We start from the raw sequence: 18,384 nt of genomic DNA on the forward strand, positions 1-18,384 counted from the left end.
TGTTAGACTGCGGACCATGTAACCTCATGCGTACCCCCATGGCCTACAAACCCTCCCCCGCCCAGCCGCCCTCGGCCCTGCTCCGCCAGGTCCGCCCGCTGCGCCTGCTGCTGAACCAGGCCGAACGCCTGGAGCACCTGCAGCGCCTGCTGGAAAGCCAGCTGCAACCAGCCGCCCGCGAGCACTGCCATGTGGCGTCGTGGCGCGATGGCACACTGTTGCTGGTGGTAACCGACGGCCACTGGGCAACCCGCCTGCGCTATCAGCAGAAACGCCTGATGTCGGCATTACAGGCCATGGAGGCGTTCGCCAATCTCAGGCGCATCCTGTACAAGGTCCAGCCCCCGCTGGTGCCAGCCAAGCGTGGTGGCCATGCTGCGGAACTGTCCAATAACGCAGCCGAGAGCCTGCGCGATACCGCCGAGGGCATCACTGACCCCAAGCTGCGCGCAGCACTGGAACGATTGGCCGCCCACGCCCAGGGCAAGCCATAAAAAAGGCCACCCGAAGGTGGCCTTAATGAACTAGAGAGTGTTCGAACTTACACGGCCGCAACAGGGCGCATGTACGAGATCGGTGCCGTGCTGGCATCTTCGAAGGTGACCACTTCCCAGGCATCGGTTTCGGCAATCAGCTTGCGCAACAGCTGGTTGTTCAGCGCGTGGCCGGACTTGTAGCCCTTGAACTCGCCGATCAGGCTGTTGCCCAGCAGATAAAGGTCGCCAATGGCGTCGAGGATCTTGTGCTTGACGAATTCGTCATCGGAACGAAGGCCGTCTTCGTTGAGCACACCGGTCTCGTCGACCACGATGGCGTTCTCGACACTGCCACCCAGCGCAAGGTTGTGCTTGCGCAGGTACTCGATGTCACGCATGAAACCGAAGGTACGGGCGCGGCTGACTTCCTTCACGAACGAGGTGCTGGAGAAGTCGACGACCGCACTCTGGGTCTGGCCCTTGAGGACCGGATGATCGAAGTCGATCTCGAAGCTCACCTTGAAACCGTCGAAAGGCAGGAAAGTGGCGCGCTTGTCGCCCTCTTCCACGGTTACCTCACGGAGGATGCGGATGAACTTCTTGGCTGCGTCCTGTTCTTCCAGGCCGGCAGACTGAATCAGAAATACAAAGGGTCCGGCGCTGCCATCCATGATCGGCACTTCCGAGGCGGAGAGCTCGACGTAGGCGTTATCGATGCCCAGGCCCGCCATGGCGGAGAGCAGGTGCTCGACCGTATCGACCTTGACGTCACCGTTGACCAGCGTCGTCGACATGGTTGTCTCGCCGACGTTGGCCGCGCGCGCCGGGATTTCGACCACAGGGTCGAGGTCGGCGCGGCGGAAGACGATGCCGGTGTCAACAGGTGCAGGCTTGAGGGTCAGGTAAACCTTCTCCCCGGAGTGCAGACCGACACCTGTGGCACGGATGGTATTCTTCAGGGTGCGTTGTTTAATCATGGCATTGGCCGCTTCAGCGCAAATTGCGAACAGGTATCAACAAAGGCTGGGGATGATAACAGACCCAACCTTTGATGAATACCAATCACCTTTATACCCCTGATAAATTCCATTAATCAGCCTGACGACGCAGGAATGCCGGGATATCGAGGTAGTCCAGGTCATCCTGAGGGTTCAGTTTAGCGGCTGCAGCAGCACCTGCATGGGCCTGGTTGCGCATTACGGTCGGGCGCTCCAGGTCACGGTAGTTGACCGCAGGCTGCTCCTGGCGAACCGGCGCCGGGTTGGAAGCCTCGTACACCTGCTGGGCAGTCTGCAGGGTGTTGTCGACTACCTTCACAGGCTTCTCGATGCGCGCGCCCAGGCCGGTGGCCACTACGGTCACGTGCAGCTCGTCACGCATGTCCGGGTCGATCACGGTGCCGACCTTGACCATGGCGTGGTCGGAGGCGAAGGCTTCGATGATGCTACCCACGTCGGAGTACTCACCCAGCGACAGGTCAGGGCCTGCGGTGATGTTCACCAGGATGCCGCGGGCGCCCTGCAGGTTGACGTCTTCCAGCAGCGGGTTGCGGATCGCTGCCTCGGTGGCTTCACGCGCACGGTTCGGGCCGCTGGCGCAGCCAGTACCCATCATGGCCATGCCCATTTCACCCATCACGGTACGCACGTCGGCGAAGTCGACGTTGATCATGCCCGGGCGCTTGATGATATCGGAGATACCGCGCACGGCACCGGCCAGTACGTCGTCAGCCTTGGCGAAGGCGGACAGCAGGCTGGCATCCTTGCCCAGGATGGTCAGCAGCTTCTCGTTGGGGATGGTGATCAACGAGTCGACGCTTTCGGCCAGCATGCGGATGCCTTCATCGGCGATCTGCATGCGCTTGCGGCCTTCGAACGGGAACGGACGGGTCACCACGGCAACGGTGAGAATGCCCATTTCCTTGGCCACTTCGGCGATGATCGGCGCTGCACCGGTACCGGTACCGCCGCCCATGCCAGTGGTGATGAACACCATGTTGGTGCCCTGCAGCACTTCAGCGATGCGCTCACGGTCTTCCAGCGCGGCCTGGCGGCCGACTTCCGGATTGGCACCGGCACCCAGGCCCTTGGTCACGCCAGTGCCCAATTGCAGGATGGTGCGCGCGCCGATGTTCTTCAGCGCCTGAGCATCGGTGTTGGCGCAGATGAATTCCACGCCTTCGATGCTGCTCTTGACCATGTGGTTGACGGCGTTGCCGCCACCACCGCCAACACCGATCACTTTGATGACCGGGCTTTGCGGGACGTTGTCTACGAGCTCGAACATTTTCCCTCTCCTTACAGTTCTCTAGTTGTCGCGCCTACCACTACTGCTTTGAAACTTAGAAGTTGCCCTGGACCCAGCGCTTGAAGCGTTCAAGCACTGGAGCCTTCGGTTCATCGCCATAGCTGTTGCTGCTGCTGTTACCGGTCAGGGGCAGGTCTTCGGTCTGCTTCTGCAGGCCGTAGGTGAGCAAGCCCACGCCGGTGGAATAGATCGGGTTGCGAACCACGTCGCTGAGCCCCCGAACGCTGTGCGGCACGCCCAGGCGTACCGGCATGTGGAAGATTTCCTCGGCCAGTTCCACAGCGCCTTCCATCTTCGCGGTGCCGCCGGTGAGGACGATGCCGGCCGGCACCAGGTCCTCGTAGCCGCTGCGGCGCAGTTCGGCCTGGATCAGGGTGAAGAGCTCGTCGTAACGTGGCTCTACCACCTCGGCCAGGGCCTGGCGCGACAGCTCGCGCGGTGGGCGATCACCCACGCTTGGCACCTTGATGGTCTCGCCGGCGCCAGCCAGTTTGGCCAGGGCGCAGGCGTAGCGGATCTTGATTTCTTCGGCGTACTGGGTCGGGGTACGCAGGGCCATGGCGATGTCGTTGGTCACCTGGTCGCCGGCAATTGGGATCACCGCAGTGTGACGGATCGCGCCCTCGGTGAAGATGGCGATGTCGGTGGTGCCGCCACCGATGTCCACCAGGCACACGCCCAGCTCTTTTTCATCGTCGGTCAGCACCGAGTAGGCCGAGGCCAGCTGCTCGAGGATGATGTCGTCGATTTCCAGGCCGCAGCGGCGTACGCATTTCTCGATGTTCTGCGCCGCGTTGACCGCGCAGGTGACCACGTGGACCTTGGCTTCCAGACGTACGCCAGACATGCCCAGCGGCTCGCGCACGCCTTCCTGGTTGTCGATCACGTAGTCCTGCGGCAGGGTGTGCAGCACGCGCTGGTCAGCCGGGATGGCAACGGCCTGGGCGGCGTCGAGTACGCGCTCCAGGTCGGCCAGGCTGACCTCGCGGTCGCGAATGGCGACGATACCGTGGGAGTTCAGGCTGCGGATGTGGTTGCCGGCCACGCCGACGAAGGCCGAGTGGATGCGGCAGCCGGCCATCAGCTGCGCTTCTTCCACGGCGCGCTGGATCGACTGCACGGTGGACTCGATGTTCACCACCACGCCTTTTTTCAGGCCGCGGGACGGATGGGTACCGATCCCGACGATTTCCAGGGTGCCGTCCTCGCCCACTTCACCCACCAGCGCCACCACCTTGGAGGTGCCGATGTCCAGCCCGACGATCATTTTGCCGCTATGCGCGTTTGCCATGGTCCTGCCTCTCTCTAATTCTTCGCAACGGCGGGTTGGGCCGTCGTCGGTGCAATCGGTTCCCGCCAACCAACGGCAAGTCCGTTGGAGTAACGCAGATCAATGCGGGCGATAGTGCTGATCTGGTCTTTGAGTGTCTTGTCGTAAATGGCAATGAAACGGCGCATCTTCTCCACCAGATGGTCGCGCCCCAACAGCAGCTCGATGCCCGGCCCGGCGCTGCTCGCGCCCGTGGTCAGGAACCAGCTGCCTCGCTCGCGCAGCTCCAGGCGAGCGATGGAAAAGCCCAGGGGGCGCAGCATCTGGCTCAATACCTGATACTGCTGCATCACTTGTTGCTGAGCACGCTGCGGCCCGGCCAGCTGCGGCAGGTGCTCGTAGTTGGCCAGTTCGCGCGGGGTGAAGGCCTGGCCCTGGTTGTTGAGCAAGGCTTCGTCACCCCAGCGCGCCACCGGCAACTGTTCTTCCAGGCGGATCACCACCTCGTCGGGCCACACCCGGCGCACTTCGGCGTGGGCGATCCACGGCATCTGCTCGAGCTCTGCGCGCATCGCCGGCAGGTCGACACTGAAGAAGCTCGCTGCCACGTAGGGCGCGATACGCTGCTGCACCGACTGCTGGCTGATGTAGCTGAGGTCGCCCTGCACGTCGATCTTGGTGATCGGCCGGTCGGCGTACGGCATCAGGCGAATGGCGCCCTCGTAGGCGCCAAACCCGGCCGCCACAAGCAGCACCGGCCACAGCAGGCGCTTGAGACCACCCAGGCTTGGCCGCGGCAGGCGCGCCGATACGGGCTCGTCGGCCACCAGCCGGCTGGCACCACGCGGCACCGGCTTGCTACGGCCGGTAACGGGTTGCTGCTGACGTATCATCGCGCCTTGCATGGTTGTTAACCTCGCGTCGCCACGCTTTCGGCCAGGATCGCCAGCACCAGTTGCTGGAAGTCCAGGCCGGCCGCGCGGGCCGCCATGGGCACCAGGCTATGGTCGGTCATGCCGGGTGCGGTGTTGACTTCGAGCAGCCAGAACCGGCCCTGCTCGTCCTGCATCACGTCCAGCCGCCCCCAGCCTTCGATGCCGATGGCATCGCAGGCACGTGCGGTCAGGTCGATCAGTTCTTGTTCCTTGACGCTGTCCAGGCCGCACGGAATGCGGTACTGGGTATCGTTGGCGATGTACTTGGCGTCGTAGTCGTAGAACACGTGCGGCGTACCCAGGGCGATCGGCGGCAGCACCTGGCCGCGCAATACCGCAACGGTGAACTCCGGCCCGTGGATCCACTGCTCCACCAGTACCTGGGAATCGTATCGGGCGGCATCCTGCCAGGCGGCGACCAGTTCCTGGGCGCTGTTCACCTTGGCCATGCCGATGCTGGAACCTTCATGGGCGGGTTTGACGATAAGCGGGAAGCCCAGTTCCGTACTGGCCTGCAAACAATCGCTTTCGCTCGCCAGCACCGCGTGGCGCGGGGTAGGAATACCCAGGCTCTGCCACACCTGCTTGGTGCGCAGCTTGTCCATGGCCAGTGCCGAGGCAAGGATGCCACTACCGGTGTAGGGGATGCCCAGGCACTCGAGCAGGCCTTGCATGCTGCCGTCTTCACCGCCACGGCCGTGGAGGATGATGAAAGCGCGGTCGATCTTCTCGCTTTGCAGGCGGTCGAGCAGGTCGTCACCCACGTCGATGGCGACCACGTCGACACCGGCGGTGGTCAGCGCGTCGATCACTGCGGCACCGGACTTGAGCGACACTTCGCGCTCGGCGCTCTTGCCGCCGTACAGCACCGCGACGCGGCCGAACGCCTTGACGTCCAGGGTCGAGTGCAGTTTGTCGTAGGCGCTGGTCATTTCGACTTCTCCTGCTTGGCGCCAGCGAACAGCGGGCTTTTCATCAATTGAGGGGCCAGGCCGCCGACATCACCGGCACCCTGGCAGATCAGGATGTCGCCAGCGCGCAGCAGTGGCTTGACCAGCGGCGCCAGGTCGACGCCACGCTCGATGTAGATCGGGTCCAGCTTGCCGCGCTGGCGGATGCTGTGGCACAGCTGGCGGCTGTCGGCGCCGGGGATCGGCTCTTCGCCGGCCGGGTAGACCTCCATCAGCAGCAGCACGTTGGCATCGCCCAGCACCTGGACGAAATCGTCGTACAGGTCGCGGGTACGGCTGTAGCGGTGCGGCTGGTAGACGATCACCAGGCGACGGCTTGGCCAACCGCCGCGCACGGCCTGGATCACCGCAGCCACTTCGGTCGGGTGGTGGCCGTAGTCGTCGACCAGCATCACGCTGCCGCCTTCGACCGGCAGTTCGCCGTACACCTGGAAGCGGCGGCCGACGCCCTGGAAGCCGGACAGGCCCTGGACGATGGCTTCGTCAGTGATGCCTTCGTCGGTGGCGATGGCGATGGTGGCCAAGGCATTCAGCACGTTGTGGTTGCCGGGCATGTTCACCGACACCTCCAGCGGCTCGCGGTCGCGGCGCAGCACGGTGAAGTGGGTCTGCATGCCCATCTGGCGCACGTTGATGGCGCGGATGTCGGCCTCGTCGCTGAAGCCATAGGTCACGGTCGGGCGCTTGACCTGTGGCAGGATCTCGCGCACTACCGGGTCGTCCAGGCACATCACGGCCAGGCCGTAGAACGGCAGGTTGTGCAGGAACTCGACGAAGGTTTTCTTCAGTTTGTTGAAGTCACCTTCGTAGGTCGCCATGTGGTCGGCGTCGATGTTGGTGACCACGGCAACCATTGGCTGCAAGTGCAGGAAGCTGGCATCGCTCTCGTCCGCTTCGGCAATCAGGTAGCGGCTGGTACCCAGCTGGGCATTGGTGCCGGCCGCGGTCAGGCGGCCACCGATGACGAAGGTCGGGTCCAGGCCGCCAGCGGCGAACACCGAGGCCAGCAGGCTGGTAGTGGTGGTCTTGCCGTGGGTGCCGGCAACAGCCACGCCATGGCGATAGCGCATCAGCTCGGCGAGCATCTCGGCACGCGGCACCACCGGAATGCGCCGCTCGAGGGCGGTGGCGACTTCCGGGTTGGCCGGGTTGATGGCACTGGATACCACCAGCACATCGGCGGTGGCGGCGTTCTCGGCGCGGTGGCCGACGAAGATCTCGGCGCCGAACGATTCCAGGCGCTCGGTGACCGGCGAGGCCTTCAGGTCGGAACCGGACACTTCATAGCCCAGGTTCAGCAACACTTCGGCAATGCCGCACATGCCCACGCCGCCGATACCGACGAAGTGGATACGGCGGATACGGCCCATCTTCGGCTGGGGCATGGCTTTCTGGCTCTCAACCATGGGCCACCTCCAGGCAGATATCGACCACGGTGCTGGTTGCGGCAGGTTTGGCCAGGCGCCGTGCGGTGCCTGCCATGACGTTGAGTTTCTCGGGTTGCATCAGCACCTCGTTCAGGCGTTCAGCGAGCTGCGCTGCGCCAGTTGTCGCTTGTGGCATCAGGAAGGCTGCGCCTTCCCGGGCCAGATATTGGGCGTTGTGGGTCTGGTGGTCGTCGATCGCGTGGGGCAATGGCACCAGCATCGAAGGCAGGCCCGCTGCCGCCAGCTCGCTGACGGTCAGGGCGCCGGCCCGGCACACCACAATGTCGGCCCAGCCATAGGCTTGGGCCATGTCCTTGATGAAGGGCTCTACCTGAGCCTCGACACCCGCCTCGTGATAACGCTTGGCGGTGGCCGGCGCGTGTTGCTTGCCGGCCTGGTGGAATACCTCTGGCCGCAGCGCGGCGGGCACTTCGGACAGGGCCTTAGGCAACAATTTGTTCAATGGTTCCGCACCCAGGCTGCCGCCCATCACCAGCAGGCGCGCACGGCGCTCGGCCAGGGGCGCGCGCAGGGCGTCCATGAACAGTTCCGGGCGCACCGGGTTGCCGGTGGTGCGCAGTTTGTCGCTGGCGGCGAAGGTGGCCGGGAAGGCTTCGCACACACGCGCAGCCAGCGGCAGCAGCAGGCGGTTGGTGGTACCGGCGCGGGCGTTCTGCTCGTGGATCACCAGCGGTACGCCGCACAGGCGTGCGGCCACGCCGCCGGGGCCGGTCACATAGCCACCGAAGCCGACCACGCATACCGGCTTGAGCTCGCGTACGATACGCCGCGCCTGCAGCACGGCCTTGACCAGGGTGAACGGCGCCTTGAGCAACGACAGCTTGCTCTTGCCGCGCAGGCCACTGACCTGAATCAGGTGCAGCGGCAGGCCGGCCTGGGGCACCAGTTCGTTCTCGATGCCACGCGGGGTGCCCAGCCAGTGCACGCTGTAGCCGCGCGCCTGGAATTCACGGGCGCAGGCCAGGGCCGGGAACACGTGGCCCCCGGTGCCGCCCGCCATGATCAGTACGTTCTTGCCGTCAGCGGCCATGATTGGTCTCCTCGGCAAAATCGCTTTCGCTGAATTCGTGTTCCTCACTGCCCAGGTGCGTGCGGCTTTCCCACTCGATACGCAGCAACAGGCCCACACAGGCACAGCAGATCACCAGCGAACTGCCCCCGTAGCTGAGGAACGGCAGGGTCAGGCCCTTGGTCGGCAGCAGGCCGACGTTCACACCGATGTTGATCAGGAACTGGCCGATCCACAGGAAGGCCAGGCCGAAGGCAACATAAGCGGCAAAGAACTGCTTGGCTTTTTCGGCCCACAGGCCGATATACAGGGCACGTACAGTCACGAATACGAACAGCGCGATAGTCAGCAGCGAGCCGACCACGCCGAGCTCTTCGGCCAGTACCGAGAACACGAAGTCGGTGTGCGCTTCAGGCAGGTAGAACTGCTTCTGCACGCTGTTGCCCAGGCCAACGCCCAACCACTCGCCACGGCCGAAGGCAATCAGCGCCTGGGTCAGCTGGTAGCCCGAGCCGAACTGGTCGGACCACGGGTCGGTAAAGGTAATCAGGCGCGCCATCCGGTAAGGCTGCGCCTGTACCAGGACGAACACTGCGACCACCGCCAACACCACCATCAGGCTGAAGCGGAACAGCCCCACCCCGCCGAGGAACAGCATGGCCGCCGCCGCGCCCATCATCACCACGGTGGCACCGAAGTCCGGCTCCATCAGCAGCAGGGCAGCCATGGGCAGCAGCACGATGAACGGCTTGAAGAAGCCCATCCAGGTTTCGCGTACCTCGGTCTGCCGGCGCACCAGGTAGCCGGCCAGGTAGACGACCACGAACACCTTGGCAATTTCCGAAGGCTGCACGTTGAAGAAGCTGAAGCCGATCCAGCGCATGGAGCCGTTCACTTCGCGGCCGATACCCGGCACCAGCACCAGTACCAGCAGGCCGAAGGCACCCAGCAGCATCATGAAGCCCATGCGCTGCCAAGTGGCGATCGGTACCAGCATGGTGGCGCCACAGGCGACCAGGCCGAGGAACACGTACACCAGGTGGCGGAACATGTGATAAAGCGGGTTGCCCGACTGCACCGCAGCCACTTCCGAGGACGCCGAGGTGATCATCACCAGGCCCAGGCCCAACAATGCCAGGCAGCCGGCAAGCATCGCGAAGTCCAGGTCGATGCCACGGCCGCTGATCAGCGGCGACGGATAGGGCTTGAGGATGCCGAAGATCATGCAAGGCCTCCCGCTGCCTGGGCGAACAGGCGCCCGCGTTCTTCGAAGTTCTTGAACATGTCGAGGCTGGCGCACGCCGGCGACAGCAGCACGGCATCACCCGCCTGGGCCAGTTCGGCGCATTGCTGCACGGCGTCGTCGAGGGTCTTCACGCGGACCAGTTGCACGCCATCGCCCAGGGCTTCGGCCAGGCGCTCGGCATCACGGCCAAGCAGTACCACGGCACGGCAGAAGCGCTTGACCGGCTCGCGCAGCGCGGCGAAGTCGGCGCCCTTGCCATCGCCACCGGCGATCAGCACCAGCTTGCCTTCGATGTCGGCACCCAGGCCTTCGATGGCGGCCAGGGCAGCACCGACGTTGGTGGCCTTGGAATCGTCGTACCAGTTAACGCCATTGCGCTCGCGCACCCATTGGCAACGGTGGGCTAGGCCGCCGAACTCGCGCAGTGCCTCGAGCATCGGTTCGAACGGCAGGCCGGCAGCATGCCCCAGGGCCAGTGCCGCCAAGGCATTGCTCTGGTTGTGGGCGCCACGAATCTTCAGCTCACGCGCCGGCATCAGCGCCTGGAATTCGAACGCCAGGTATTTCTCGCCGTCCACTTCGCGCAGGCCGAAGGCCTTGAAGTCCGGCTGGTTGAGGCCGAAGGTCCAGCATGGGCGGCCTTCCACCGGCAGCGGCCGGCTCAGCGCGTCCTGGCGGTTGACCACGACCTGGCGGGCACCACGGAAGATCCGGTGCTTGGCCAGGTGGTAGGCCGGCAGGCCGCTGTAGCGGTCCATGTGGTCTTCGCTGATGTTCAGCACGGTGGCCACTTCGGCGTTGAGCTGGTCGGTGGTTTCCAGCTGGAAGCTGGACAGTTCCAGCACGTACAGCTCGACGTCATCGGCCAGCAGGTCCAGCGCCGGGGTACCGAGGTTGCCGCCCACCGCCACGCGCTTGCCCGCCTTGGCGGCCATTTCGCCGACCAGGGTGGTGACGGTGCTCTTGGCGTTGGAGCCGCTGATGGCAATGATCGGGGCCTTGGCGTGGCGGGCGAACAGTTCGATGTCACCGGACAGCTTCACGCCACGCGCGGCCGCCTGCTGCAGGGCCGGGGTGGCCAGGGCCAGGCCGGGGCTGACGTACAGCTCGTTGGCGCGGCACAGGAAGTCCACGTCCAGTTCACCACAGCGCACTTCCACCTGCGGGTAATCACGGCGCAGGGTGTCCAGTTCCGGCGGTTGCTCGCGGGTGTCGGCGACCGCAAAGGCAATGCCCCGGCTCGCCAGGAAGCGAACCAGGGACATGCCGCTCTTGCCGAGGCCGACAACGATGCGGAATTGGTCGGAAGCGATCAGGGACACGCTCATCTACCTCAGTTTCAGGGTTGCAAGGCCGACCAGCACCAGGATCACGGTGATGATCCAGAAGCGGACGATCACCCGTGGCTCTGGCCAGCCCTTGAGTTCAAAGTGGTGGTGGATCGGCGCCATGCGGAACACGCGCTTGCCGGTAAGCTTGAAGGAGGCAACCTGGATCACCACCGACAGGGTTTCCATGACGAACACGCCGCCCATGATGAACAGCACGATTTCCTGGCGGACGATCACGGCGATGGTGCCCAGCGCGGCGCCCAGCGCCAGCGCGCCGACGTCACCCATGAATACCTGCGCCGGGTAGGTGTTGAACCACAGGAAGCCCAGGCCGGCACCGATCAGCGCGCCGCAGAACACGATCAGCTCGCCCGAGCCCGGCACATAGGGGATCAGCAGGTATTCGGCGAACTTCACGTTGCCCGACAGGTAGCAGAAGATGCCCAGGGCACCGCCGACCATCACCGTCGGCATGATCGCCAGGCCGTCGAGGCCGTCGGTGAGGTTGACCGCGTTGCTCGAACCGACAATGACGAAGTAGGTCAGCACGACGAAGCCGATGCCCAGCGGAATGGTGACATCCTTGATGAACGGCAGGATCAGCGTGGTTTCGACGCTGGTCGGCGCGGTCTTGTACAGGAAGATGGCTGCAGCCAGGCCGAACACCGACTGCCAGAAGTACTTCCAGCGGCTTGGCAGGCCACGCGAGTTCTTTTCGATCACCTTGCGGTAGTCGTCGACCCAGCCGATGGCACCGAATGCCAGGGTAACGATCAGCACCACCCACACGTAGCGGTTGGTCAGGTCGGCCCACAGCAGGGTGCTGACGGCAATCGCGGACAGGATCAGCGCCCCACCCATGGTCGGGGTGCCGGACTTGGACAGGTGCGATTGCGGGCCGTCGTTACGCACGGCCTGGCCGATCTGGCGGATTTGCAGGGTACGGATCATCCACGGCCCCAGCCACAGCGCCAGGGACAACGCGGTCAGCACACCCAGAATCCCGCGCAGGGACAGGTACTGGAAGACCGCGAAGCCTTTGTGGAACTGTTGCAGATACTCGGCCAACAGCAGCAGCATTAATGTTTCTCCCCGCTGGCACCGCACAATGCCGCCACGACGTTTTCCATCGCAGCGCTGCGCGAGCCCTTGATCAAGATTGTGGTGTCGCTGGCATTCTCGGCGCCAACCGCGTCGATCAGCTCAGCTTGAGTAGCGAAATGGCGGCCATTGGCGCCGAACGCCTTGACCGCGTGTGTCATGTTGGAACCCACTGCGTACAGGGCGTCGACCTTGCCACGCGCGTAGTCACCCACCTGACGGTGGCCTTCTTCCGCCCATTGCCCCAGTTCGCCGATATCTCCAAGCACCAGGACGGTGCGTCCGGAAAAGCCGGCGAGTATATCAATGGCCGCGCACATGGAGGTGGGATTTGCGTTGTAACTGTCGTCGATCACGCGCACACCGTTCGGCGCGATCTGCGCCACGGTACGGCCCTTGACCGGCTGCACGGCAGCCAGGCCGGCGGCGATGCCGCTCAGGCTCAGACCAACGGCATGGGCAGCGGCGGCGGCGGCCAGGGCATTGCTGACGTTGTGCTCACCAAGCACATTGAGTTGCACGTCTACCACGTCACCAGCGCCGTGCAGCTTGAACGACGGGCAACCACGGGCATCGCGACCGATGTCCGTGGCATGGAAATCGGCCTTTGCATTGCTGCGGGCAAAGCTGAAGACCTTGTGCGCGCCGGCGCGTGCCTTCCAGATATCAAAGGCCTTGTCGTCCAGGTTGAGGATGGCGATGCCGCCCTCGCCCAGGCCTTCGAGGATCTCGCCCTTGGCTTCGACGATCTTTTCCGGGCCGCCGAACTCGCCAACGTGGGCGGTACCGGCGTTGTTGATGATGACCACCTGGGGCTGGGTCAGGCCGACGGTGTAGCGGATCTCGCCAATGCGCGAGGCGCCCAGTTCGATCACCGCGGCACTGTGCTCGGGAGCGATCTCCAGCAGGGTCAGCGGCGCGCCGAGGTCGTTGTTCAGGTTGCCGCGGGTGGCGTGCACCAGGCCACGGGTGCGCAGGATGCTGGCGAGCATCTCCTTGACCGTGGTCTTGCCGCTGGAACCGGTGATGGCCACCACCGGCTTGTCGAAGGCAGCACGGTTCAGCGCGCCAAGCTGGCCGAGGGCCAGGCGGCAATCGGCGACCAGCAGCTGCGGCAGGTCGACATCGGCTACTTCCCGCTCGACCAGGGCCGCGACAGCGCCTTTGGCCTTCACATCGGCCAGGTAGTCGTGGCCATCGAAGCGCGGGCCGGCCAGGGCGACGAACAGTTGCCCGGCGCCAACACTGCGGCTGTCGATGCTGACGCCGGTGAAGGTGGCGTCGGCACCGATTTGTTGACCACTCAGTGCTGTGGTCAGCTGGCTGAGTGACATCGGCTTAAGCATGTGGAGCCTCCCAGGCTGCAAGTGCCTTTTCGGCCTCGATCAAATCGGAGAAATCATGGCGCTCGCCATTGATCTCCTGGTAATCCTCGTGCCCCTTGCCGGCCAGCACGATCACATCGTCGGTAGCGGCAGTGGCGATCAGGTGTGCGATGGCTTCGCCACGACCGGCAACGAACTCGACCCCGGCAGGTTTGGCGAAACCCGGGCGGATGTCGTCAAAGATGCGCAGCGGGTCTTCAGTACGCGGGTTGTCGTCGGTGACCAGCACGCGGTCGGCCAGGCGCTCGGCCACTTCGGCCATCAACGGACGCTTGCCGCGGTCTCGGTCGCCGCCGCAGCCGAACAGGCACAGCAGCTTGCCGTGCGCATGCGGGCGCAGGGCTTCGAGCACTTTCTCCAGGGCGTCCGGGGTGTGTGCGTAGTCGACCACCACCAGCGGCTTGTCGCCCCCACCCAGGCGCTGCATGCGGCCGATCGGCCCCTGCAGCTGCGGGGTGACCTTGAGGATTTCGTCCAGCGCGTAGTCCAGCGCCAACAGGGTCGCCACGGCGGCGAGCATGTTGCTCAGGTTGAAGCGGCCCAGCAACTTGCTGCTCAGGGTACGTTCGCCCTGGGCGGTGACCAGGGTGGCGCGCACGCCATCGTCATTGAACATGGCTTCGCGGCAGAACAACGAGGCCTCCGGGTTCTCCAGGCTGTAGCTGAGCAACCGGGTCTCGATATGGTCGACACTCGGGCGGCGGGCAAAATCGGCGGCCAGGCGACGGCCGAAGTCGTCATCCAGGTTGACCACCTGGCAGCGCAGGCTCGGCCAGGCGAACAGCTTGGCCTTGGCGGCCTCGTAGGCCTCCATGCTGCCGTGGTAGTCCAGGTGGTCGCGGGACAGGTTGGTCATGACCGCGATGTCGAATTCCAGCGCGGCGACCCGGCCCTGCTCCAGGGCGTGGGAGGAAACCTCCATGGCCACGGCCTTGGCGCCACCTTTCTTGAGGTCGTTGAGGGTCGACTGTACGGCGATCGGGTCGGGCGTGGTCAGGCGGCCACTCTGCAGCTCACCATAGAAGCCGGTACCCAGGGTGCCGATCAGGCCGCAACGCTGACCAAGCAAGTCCAGCGCCTGGGCCACCAGCTGGGTGACACTGGTCTTGCCGTTGGTACCGGTCACGCCCACCAGGTTCAGCTGGCGGCTCGGTTCGCCATAGAAGCGCCCTGCGATATCCGAAAGCTGGGCGATCAGGCCCTTGACCGGGATGAGCGGCACGTCGGTCAGTGGCAGAACGCTCGTGCCCTGTTCTTCATAGGCCACAGCAGCAGCGCCACGCGCCAGGGCATCGGCGATATGCTCGCGGCCATCGACCTTGGCGCCCGGCACGGCCAGGAACAGGTCGCCCGGGCGCACATTGCGGCTGTCCAGGGTCAGTTCACGGATCAGCGGGTCGCGGCTGGCGTGAGCGAAAAGCTTGCTCAATGGCATTGTCATCATCCACGCCCTCCCTTGGCGGTTGCTGCTGCATTGACTTGCGATTGTTCGACGGGTGCTGGTGGCGGCAGGTTGTCTGGCGGCACGTTCATCAGGCGCAGGGTGCCGGACATGACCTTGCTGAACACCGGCGCCGAAACCAGGCCGCCGAAGTAGCCGCCCTTGCCTGGTTCGTCGATGACCACGACGATGGCGTAGCGCGGGTCGCTCATCGGCCCGAAGCCGGCGAACAGCGAGCGGTAGGCGTTTTCGGTGTAGCCCTTGGAGCCCACGGTGGCTTTACGCGCGGTACCGGACTTGCCGGCCACGTGGTAGAACGGCACTTGGGCGCGGAACACGCCGCGCGGTGCTTCGATCACCTGCTGCAGCATGCCCTGGACGGTTTCGGCGGTTTCCTTCGGAATGGCCTGCACGGCTTCCGGGGCCTTGTCGACCTTGAGGATCGACAGCGGCACCATCTTGCCGTCGTTGGCCAGCGCCGCGTAGGCATGCACCAGCTGCAGGGCGGTGACCGACACGCCATAGCCATAGGACAGGGTCGCGGTCTCTGCCTTGCGCCACTCGCGGTGGTTGGGCAGGTTGCCGACGCGCTCGCCGGGGAAGCCAAGGCCGGTGTACTGGCCCAGGCCGACCTGGGACATGACCCGGTAGATGGCCTCGCCGCCGATGTCGAAGGCGATCTTGCTCATGCCAACGTTACTGGAGTTGATCAGAATGCCGGTCAGGTCGAGGATCGGGCCTTCGCTCCTGGACACGTCCTTGATGGTGTAGCGGCCGATCTGCAGGCTGCCCGGGTACACCTCGACCTTGTCGGTCGGCTTCCAGCGGCCACTTTCCAGTGCCGCGCTCATGGAGATCGGCTTGACCGTGGAACCTGGCTCGAACACGTCGATGATCGCGCGGTTACGCATGGCGGCCGGGAACATGCTGCGTCGGTTGTTGGGGTTGTAGGTCGGCTGGTTGACCATGGCCAGGACCTCACCGGTCTTGACGTCCATGATCACCAGGCTGCCGGCCTTGGCGTCCTGTTCGGCAATGGCGTTGCGCAGCTCGCGGGTAGCCAGGTACTGCAGGCGCAGGTCTATCGACAACGCCAAGGTCTTCCCGGCCTTGGCGTTCTTGGTTACCTGGATGTCCTTGATCAGCCGGCCGCGCCGGTCCTTGATCACCTGCCGCTTGCCGGGTACGCCGGCCAGCCACTCGTCATAGGCCAGTTCTACCCCTTCGCGACCGTGGTCGTCGAGGTCGGTGAAGCCGACCATGTGCGCGGTGACATCACCGGCCGGGTAGAAGCGGCGGAATTCTTCCAGGCCGTACACGCCTGGCACTTTCAGGTCGAGTACATGCTGGCCCTGCTCCGGGGTAAGGCCGCGGACCAGATAGATGAACTCTTTGCTGGCCTGCTGGGTCAGGCGCTCGGTCAGCTGCTGCGGGTTCTGCCCCAGCGCTGCCGCCAGCTGTGGCCAGCGGTCCTTGGAGGCCTGCATTTCCTTGGGGTTGGCCCACAGGGTGGTGACCGGGGTACTGACCGCCAGCGGTTCACCGTTACGGTCGGTGATCAGGCCGCGGTGAGCCGGGATAGGGATGTGACGCAGGCTGCGCGCATCGCCCTGGCCCTTGAGGAAGTCACGGTCGACCACCTGCAGGTCGATGATGCGCCAGCAGATGGCACCGACCATCAGCGCCAGCAAGCCGATCACCACACGGAAGCGCCATGGGTAGAGTGCGCCTTCGAGCTTCATCATGGCGCCACCATCCGTACTTCGTCAGCCGAAGGTACGCGCATCTTCAGTTGCTCGGAAGCCAGGTTTTCGATGCGGCTGGCGGCGGTCCAGGTGCTTTGCTCGAGGATCAGCCGGCCCCACTCGGCCTGGGCCTTGTCGCGTTCGTTCAACTCGCCGTACAGGGTGTTGAGCAACTGACGGTTCCAGTGCGCGCTGTAGGACACGGCGATGGCCGAAATCAGCACGGCAACGAACAGCAGAAGCATCAGGAAGCTTCCGCCTGGCAAGGGTTTGGCAAACAGCCTGCTCACCGCAGCTTCTCCGCCACCCGCATCACGGCGCTGCGCGCCCGCGGGTTGGCCTTGAGCTCGGCTTCGGAGGCGAACTGGGCCTTGCCGATGAGCTTGATTTTCGGCTCGAAGGCCTTGTGCTGAACCGGCAGGTTACGTGGCAGGTTGTCGGCCTCGCCCTTGACCAGCTTGCGCATGAACAGCTTGACGATACGGTCTTCCAGCGAGTGGAAACTGATGACTGCCAGGCGCCCGCCAACTTCCAGCGCTTCGAGCGCTGCCTCAAGACCGGTCTCTAGGTCGCCCAGTTCGTTGTTGACGTGGATACGCAGGCCCTGGAAGGCACGGGTAGCCGGGTTCTTGCCCTTTTCCCAAGCCGGGTTGGCCACCTTGAGCAATTCCGCCAGGTCGGCGGTACGGGTGAACGGCTGCTTTTCGCGGCGCTCCACCACAGCACGCGCCATGCGCCCGGCAAAGCGCTCCTCGCCGTATTCCTTGAATACGCGGGCGATCTCTTCCACCGGCGCAGTGGCGATGAACTCGGCGGCGCTGATGCCCTGGTCCGGGTTCATGCGCATGTCCAGCGGGCCATCATTGAGGAAGCTGAAGCCACGCTCGGGGTCATCCAGCTGCGGCGAGGAAACGCCCAGGTCGAGCAATACGCCACTGACCTTGCCATCCAGGCCGCGCTCGGCCACTTCCGCGCCCAGCTCGGCAAAGCTGCGCTGCACAATGACAAAGCGGCCGTCTTCGGCCGCCAGCGCTTGCCCCGTGGCAATCGCCTGTGGATCTTTGTCGAAACCCAGCAGCCGCCCTTGCGGCCCGAGCTTGCTGAGAATCAGCCGGCTGTGCCCGCCACGGCCGAAAGTGCCGTCCAGATAGCAACCGTCGGCGCGCAAGGCCAATGCCTCGACAGCTTCGTCGAGCAGGACGGTAATGTGGTTGAAGCCGCTATCTATGGTCACAGGATCAGGTCACGCAATTCGTCGGGCATGGCGCCCGGTTGTTGAATAGCTGCAAGGTCGGCTGCCGAAACCGCGTTCCAGGCATCTTCATCCCACAGCTGGAATTTGTTCAGTTGCCCCACCAGCATCGCCTTCTTGTCGAGTTTGGCGTACTCACGCAGACGGGGCGGCACCAGGAAACGCCCGCTGCCATCGAGCTCCAGGTCAACCGCATTACCGATCAGCAAACGCTGCAGGCGGCGGTTTTCCTCACGCAACGATGGCAAGGCACGCAACTTGGCTTCTATCTGTTCCCACTCATCGAGGGGATAAACACACAAGCAGGGGTCAACGGCGTCGATGGTCACGATCAGCTGACCATTGCAACGCGAATCGAGCTCGTCACGGTACCGGCTCGGCATGGCGAGACGGCCCTTGGCATCGAGGCTGACGGCGTTGGCTCCGCGGAACACGGCTGCGATTCCCCACAATGTTAGCTTTTTTGT

At 64.4% G+C, this 18,384-nt stretch carries 17 protein-coding genes; 1 reads left to right on the forward strand and 16 read right to left on the reverse strand.

Translation table 11 applies throughout. The features are described 5' to 3' along the window. Nucleotides 1-38: 38 nt before the first annotated feature. Nucleotides 39-494, forward strand: coding sequence for a DUF721 domain-containing protein (locus ABIB24_RS06735; protein ID WP_025340543.1), 456 nt, complete (start codon nucleotides 39-41; stop codon nucleotides 492-494). A 47-nt stretch (nucleotides 495-541) separates the two neighbouring features. On the opposite strand, the gene lpxC is transcribed toward ABIB24_RS06735, so the two are convergent. The 16 genes from lpxC to mraZ all read right to left on the reverse strand — a co-directional run bounded on the left by lpxC (nucleotide 542) and on the right by mraZ (nucleotide 18,351). After that, nucleotides 542-1,453 (reverse strand): UDP-3-O-acyl-N-acetylglucosamine deacetylase, encoded by a 912-nt coding sequence (gene lpxC, locus ABIB24_RS06740; protein WP_003260771.1) that lies wholly within the window; start codon nucleotides 1,451-1,453, stop codon nucleotides 542-544. Nucleotides 1,454-1,565: 112 nt separating this feature from the next. After that, nucleotides 1,566-2,762 carry a cell division protein FtsZ gene (ftsZ, locus tag ABIB24_RS06745; protein ID WP_003260772.1) on the reverse strand — a complete coding sequence of 399 codons (1,197 nt, stop codon included), beginning with the start codon at nucleotides 2,760-2,762 and terminating at the stop codon, nucleotides 1,566-1,568. A gap of 55 nt (nucleotides 2,763-2,817) precedes the next feature. Further along, nucleotides 2,818-4,074: a cell division protein FtsA gene (ftsA, locus tag ABIB24_RS06750; protein ID WP_051098537.1), complete on the reverse strand. Its 1,257-nt coding sequence runs from the start codon at nucleotides 4,072-4,074 to the stop codon at nucleotides 2,818-2,820. Nucleotides 4,075-4,088: 14 nt separating this feature from the next. Then, nucleotides 4,089-4,958 carry a cell division protein FtsQ/DivIB gene (locus tag ABIB24_RS06755; protein WP_025340544.1) on the reverse strand — a complete coding sequence of 290 codons (870 nt, stop codon included), beginning with the start codon at nucleotides 4,956-4,958 and terminating at the stop codon, nucleotides 4,089-4,091. A 5-nt stretch (nucleotides 4,959-4,963) separates the two neighbouring features. Next, nucleotides 4,964-5,920, reverse strand: coding sequence for a D-alanine--D-alanine ligase (locus ABIB24_RS06760; protein WP_015271707.1), 957 nt, complete (start codon nucleotides 5,918-5,920; stop codon nucleotides 4,964-4,966). Continuing rightward, the gene (murC, locus tag ABIB24_RS06765) at nucleotides 5,917-7,365 is read right to left on the reverse strand and encodes a UDP-N-acetylmuramate--L-alanine ligase (protein WP_013974110.1); all 1,449 of its coding nucleotides are present in this window, start codon (nucleotides 7,363-7,365) and stop codon (nucleotides 5,917-5,919) included. Before murC ends, ABIB24_RS06760 begins: the two co-directional genes overlap by 4 nt. Continuing rightward, entirely contained in the window at nucleotides 7,358-8,437 is a 1,080-nt protein-coding gene (murG, locus tag ABIB24_RS06770; RefSeq protein WP_137162364.1) for an undecaprenyldiphospho-muramoylpentapeptide beta-N-acetylglucosaminyltransferase, read from the reverse strand. The genes murC and murG overlap by 8 nt, the downstream gene beginning before the upstream one ends. Beyond that, a complete protein-coding gene (gene ftsW / locus ABIB24_RS06775) occupies nucleotides 8,427-9,641 on the reverse strand; it encodes a putative lipid II flippase FtsW (RefSeq protein ID WP_025340546.1) in 1,215 nt (404 codons plus the stop codon). The genes murG and ftsW overlap by 11 nt, the downstream gene beginning before the upstream one ends. Next, nucleotides 9,638-10,984, reverse strand: coding sequence for a UDP-N-acetylmuramoyl-L-alanine--D-glutamate ligase (gene murD, locus ABIB24_RS06780; protein WP_039613069.1), 1,347 nt, complete (start codon nucleotides 10,982-10,984; stop codon nucleotides 9,638-9,640). Before murD ends, ftsW begins: the two co-directional genes overlap by 4 nt. Before the next feature lie 6 nt (nucleotides 10,985-10,990). Next, on the reverse strand, nucleotides 10,991-12,073 hold the full coding sequence (gene mraY, locus ABIB24_RS06785) for a phospho-N-acetylmuramoyl-pentapeptide-transferase (protein ID WP_025340548.1): 1,083 nt from the start codon (nucleotides 12,071-12,073) through the stop codon (nucleotides 10,991-10,993). Continuing rightward, on the reverse strand, nucleotides 12,073-13,440 hold the full coding sequence (locus tag ABIB24_RS06790; protein ID WP_075046265.1) for a UDP-N-acetylmuramoyl-tripeptide--D-alanyl-D-alanine ligase: 1,368 nt from the start codon (nucleotides 13,438-13,440) through the stop codon (nucleotides 12,073-12,075). Before ABIB24_RS06790 ends, mraY begins: the two co-directional genes overlap by 1 nt. Then, nucleotides 13,433-14,923, reverse strand: a complete 1,491-nt coding sequence (locus ABIB24_RS06795) for a UDP-N-acetylmuramoyl-L-alanyl-D-glutamate--2,6-diaminopimelate ligase (RefSeq protein ID WP_286918961.1) — start codon at nucleotides 14,921-14,923, stop codon at nucleotides 13,433-13,435. The genes ABIB24_RS06790 and ABIB24_RS06795 overlap by 8 nt, the downstream gene beginning before the upstream one ends. Continuing rightward, nucleotides 14,920-16,662 carry a peptidoglycan D,D-transpeptidase FtsI family protein gene (locus tag ABIB24_RS06800; RefSeq protein WP_162276789.1) on the reverse strand — a complete coding sequence of 581 codons (1,743 nt, stop codon included), beginning with the start codon at nucleotides 16,660-16,662 and terminating at the stop codon, nucleotides 14,920-14,922. The genes ABIB24_RS06795 and ABIB24_RS06800 overlap by 4 nt, the downstream gene beginning before the upstream one ends. Beyond that, on the reverse strand, nucleotides 16,662-16,955 hold the full coding sequence (gene ftsL, locus ABIB24_RS06805) for a cell division protein FtsL (protein ID WP_025340552.1): 294 nt from the start codon (nucleotides 16,953-16,955) through the stop codon (nucleotides 16,662-16,664). Before ftsL ends, ABIB24_RS06800 begins: the two co-directional genes overlap by 1 nt. After that, the gene (gene rsmH, locus ABIB24_RS06810; RefSeq protein ID WP_502945820.1) at nucleotides 16,952-17,899 is read right to left on the reverse strand and encodes a 16S rRNA (cytosine(1402)-N(4))-methyltransferase RsmH; all 948 of its coding nucleotides are present in this window, start codon (nucleotides 17,897-17,899) and stop codon (nucleotides 16,952-16,954) included. Before rsmH ends, ftsL begins: the two co-directional genes overlap by 4 nt. Next, nucleotides 17,896-18,351 carry a division/cell wall cluster transcriptional repressor MraZ gene (gene mraZ / locus ABIB24_RS06815; protein WP_004575120.1) on the reverse strand — a complete coding sequence of 152 codons (456 nt, stop codon included), beginning with the start codon at nucleotides 18,349-18,351 and terminating at the stop codon, nucleotides 17,896-17,898. The genes rsmH and mraZ overlap by 4 nt, the downstream gene beginning before the upstream one ends. Nucleotides 18,352-18,384: the final 33 nt, after the last annotated feature.

Origin of the sequence: Pseudomonas sp. UYEF17 (assembly GCF_040546125.1) — a bacterium.
Lineage (GTDB): Bacteria > Pseudomonadota > Gammaproteobacteria > Pseudomonadales > Pseudomonadaceae > Aquipseudomonas > Aquipseudomonas putida_Z.